Annotated in this window: 3 pseudogenes; all 3 read left to right on the top strand. The window is 39.8% G+C overall.

From position 1 onward, the window contains the following. Positions 1 to 358: 358 nt before the first annotated feature. Positions 359 to 649, top strand: a pseudogene (locus J2S13_RS16500) (recombinase RecA); the annotation flags it as partial. 1,147 nt (positions 650 to 1,796) lie between these two features. After that, a pseudogene (locus J2S13_RS17050) lies at positions 1,797 to 2,015 on the top strand (recombinase RecA); the annotation flags it as partial. Between the two features lie 1,249 nt (positions 2,016 to 3,264). Further along, a pseudogene (locus tag J2S13_RS16490) lies at positions 3,265 to 3,804 on the top strand (recombinase RecA family protein); the annotation flags it as partial. Between the last annotated feature and the right edge of the window lie 195 nt (positions 3,805 to 3,999).

The following is a 3,999-nucleotide window of genomic DNA, read 5'->3' as shown; positions in this document are numbered from 1 at the left end:
AAAACATTCTCAAACGGGCAGTACAACACTTACAAACGTGTCGTAAGACACGCTAGGCTAGGAACTAGCCTTCGTGGAGAGTGCGGCACTAGTCGGCTCAATGAAGCGAGAAGCTCTCCAATTTATTGGAGAAAGGTTCACGAGAGGTCATTTTTGTGAAATTTTTAAAACCATCACGAAAGGAGTGGTGCCTGTAATATGTATATGAATGGGTGCGATGGAAACATAAAAAACCGAATGAATGTTCGATTTTTTACTTGTAAATATCTAATTAAACGTTTATATTTAAGATATGCTTTAAAGACGAGACTAGTCTGTTTAGCGTAGTTAATAGATTGATATTAAAGGAGGAACATAAATGAGTGATCGCCAAGCAGCTTTGGAAATGGCTTTAAAACAAATAGAAAAGCAATTCGGTAAAGGCTCTATTATGAAACTGGGGGAGCAGACGGATCGTAAAATTTCTACAGTTCCCAGTGGTTCATTAGCGTTGGATGCGGCATTAGGTGTAGGTGGATACCCACGTGGTCGTATCATCGAAATATATGGACCAGAAAGCTCAGGTAAAACGACTGTTGCCCTACACGCAATAGCTGAAGTACAAGCCCAAGGAGGACAAGCCGCTTTTATTGACGCAGAGCATGGTATGACTTGTTGCTAGACTAAGCATAGTGGAAACATTATGTGAAAATCTAGCGGGACATCACAAATGTTGTCCTAACTGCATTTCTGAAATGACTGGGGAAGTACCAGTCCTGTGACAAGGTTGGGTCACACGCTCTAATACCCCGACGTGCGGTAATATTTCACTGTATTGCGGTGCGAAGTTCGGAGAGGGCGGCGAAAATCAGACCTGAGAAGTGGTTAGAGAAATAGCCGGGAGTCCTAAAAGTTCCTATGACTAAAGAGTGCTAATGCACTGGAATGAATCCTCGGAAGTACGGCTCGTAAAGCGTGGTGAGTTCGAATAATGAAGGCTCACGCCTCCTAAAGAGAGGTTCAGTCTCGGTTAATGTATTCGTGTTTGCATTAACGGAATTAAACCAATATAGGTTTTATGTCTTGCGTCCACCAACCACGGACAAAAAGATGGCTGACGGGTTAGAGAGGAAGTCTAAGGGAACGATGTTAAGGATAAGAAATGTGGTACAAGTGAACCCCATCAGAACATGCTAAAGATGGTGAAATCTGATGGTTCTAAACAGTAGGAAATGACTGTTGAAGATGGGGGGCAGCAGCCCGTAGTAGTGTTGAGGGGTAGCCGTTAGTCACTACGTACAGTAATGTACGAAGGAGGGAAAAACTACTCGGAGCGAAGGGGCATAGTCGGAACAGACAAATTGATTCTTACTCAAGACAATTTATCACAATTACAACACTAAACTCGCATTCAGGAAGCCGTGAGGAAATTATTTTGGTAATGATTTCTTAAATCCTTACTCAATGCATACCCACCATGTAGATAATAAATTGCCGCTATACCAAATCAACAAAGTCTCTAACCTTGCTAGTCTATGTATTAAGTGTCATTCACTTGTACATTCAAAGGTTGTAAACAACGAAGAGACTAAACACTTCAACTCTGCAAACTTGAAGAAATTAGACAAATATAGAGGAGTTATACATGGAGAGGAAGTTTAGTCGTTTGTAATTGAAATGTTCCGATGGAACGCCGTATGCGAGGAAACTTGCACGTACGGTGTGAAGCGGGGGAAAAACGCTCCTAACGGTGTGGAAATTCGTGCATAACGTACGAATGCATGAACACAGACGAGGATGACGTTTACCTATCGCTATCCCTGGATCCTGTTTATGCTCAGAAATTAGGAGTTAATATTGATGAATTATTGCTTTCACAGCCGGATACTGGAGAACAGGGCCTTGAAATCGCCGAGGCGTTAGTTCGAAGCGGTGCCGTGGATATTATCGTAATTGATTCGGTCGCTGCTTTAGTTCCTAAGGCTGAAATTGAAGGGGAAATGGGAGACGCACATGTAGGATTACAGGCGCGCCTTAGTGTGACACGTTGCTAACTGAAAAGGTTAGCCACTAATAAGTTATGAATTTGAAACTACGAATCAGTATGATTCCATAATTCTTAGGTGGTTATATAATTCTAACTGTTAGGAGAACTGATATTCCGAGAGATGGAATGACGGGGTAACGCCCTAAAACGTCTCCCCTAATACTACGGTGTGCATGATTATAGGTAAGAATAATCATGTGCAAAGCCCGTTGAAGTCGACTGAAGGTTGTCGAAGTGGCTCATAAATGCTAACCGAAAGCTATCCAGAGGTGGATGGTACAACTGATAGGTCGGGGGTCTATAAAACACCTATGGTGAGAATGTTCCTTAGCTTACTGGAACTGACGAACTACCGAATGTACGAGCCTAAAGGCTGAACAGTAGAAATGCTGTTATCATCAATTAGATGATGTTCGTGGGGTTGAGTAAAACTTTAGACTATGAAAAACCCTATAATGTTACAGGCATTATCAAGCGAACAGGCTTAAAGGTAGCACCTAAGGGTGTATGTGTGAGATAGGAATATTGGAACGTGGAAAGCAACGAACATGGAGAGACTTACTATCAATGAAGTGTTGGTATGGAAAGGATTTTTTATCTATAACATACCTTAATCGTTGTGAGAGTAGTGGCACAGTACCTTTGAAACCCTGATAATAAGGGGTGGAGGGATAGCCACAAGTCAATGAACTTATATTAGAAGAAATTAATGTATGATTGAAGGTTCGAGTAGAAACAAAAGAGGTGAACCTATAAATTGGGGAAACCGACTTCACTACCAGAGAAAAGGTTGCGGTTAGATATTAGCCCAGAAAAGTCAAAGATAGTATACATGAAAACTAATTATACAGAATTCTTGGGTTTTAAAATCAAAACAGTCCTCAAGAAGGGAAAATGGGTAGTTAAATCTTATATGTGTGATAAAGCTAAACAATTGGTGGTGTAAAAACCAAACCACCAATGAACTTTAATCAAAATACTTGAGATTATACAATTGAGGGTAGAAAGCTAATCCATGATAATTTAGTATCAGCAGAGATGAGAATTGTGGAATATTTATTTAGAAACCCCAATCCAAAAGAGACTGTGCAATTAATAAATCAATACCGACAAATGGTAGGAAATACATTGATTACTTCTAAATATAAGTCATGATGGAACGCCGTATGATGGGAAACTGTCACGTACGGTGTGGAGTGGGGGAAAAGATGGAGATAGCATCAAAATCTTACCTATCACTATTGTCTCAAGCCCTTAGAAAACTTTCAGGTGCGATTAATAAATCTAAAACAATCGCGATCTTTATCAATCAAATTCGCGAGAAAGTCGGCGTGATGTTTGGTAATCCCGAGACGACTCCAGGTGGTCGTGCGTTGAAGTTTTATTCCTCTGTTCGCTTAGAAGTTCGCCGTGCAGAAACATTGAAACAAGGAAATGAAATGGTTGGGAATAAAACGAGAATAAAAGTGGTCAAAAATAAAGTGGCCCCTCCATTCCGGACTGCTGAAGTCGATATTATGTACGGGGAAGGGATATCTAAAGAAGGCGAAGTGATTGATTTAGGAGCTGATTTAGATATTGTTCAAAAGAGTGGTTCATGGTATTCATACAATGAAGAGAGATTAGGCCAAGGACGTGAAAATGCAAAACAGTTTTTAAAAGAAAATCCAGAGATACGTAGCGAAATTATGGTGAAAATTCGTGAACACTATGGATTGGATGGAGAAAAAGATGAAATGGATCCAAAGCAACAAGAAGAATTTGATTTGAATGAATAAACTGCCAAAAGAACTGACGAGGATGTCAGTTCTTTTTCACAAATTTTAAAGACGGTGAAATATTAGAATAAATATGATCTGTGTTAGTTTCCAGATATTATAACCTGAATTATTCACCGCAATCTAAAACTTTGAGAATTTAATGAAATTTATAACGCTAAGGGAAATTGAGATCGAAAAAATAGCCTAGTTAGA

Source organism: Oikeobacillus pervagus (assembly GCF_030813365.1).
GTDB classification, from domain to species: Bacteria; Bacillota; Bacilli; order Bacillales; family DSM-23947; genus Oikeobacillus; species Oikeobacillus pervagus.
Note: the sequence above shows the minus strand (reverse complement) of the source record. Positions and strands in the feature narration are given on the sequence as shown.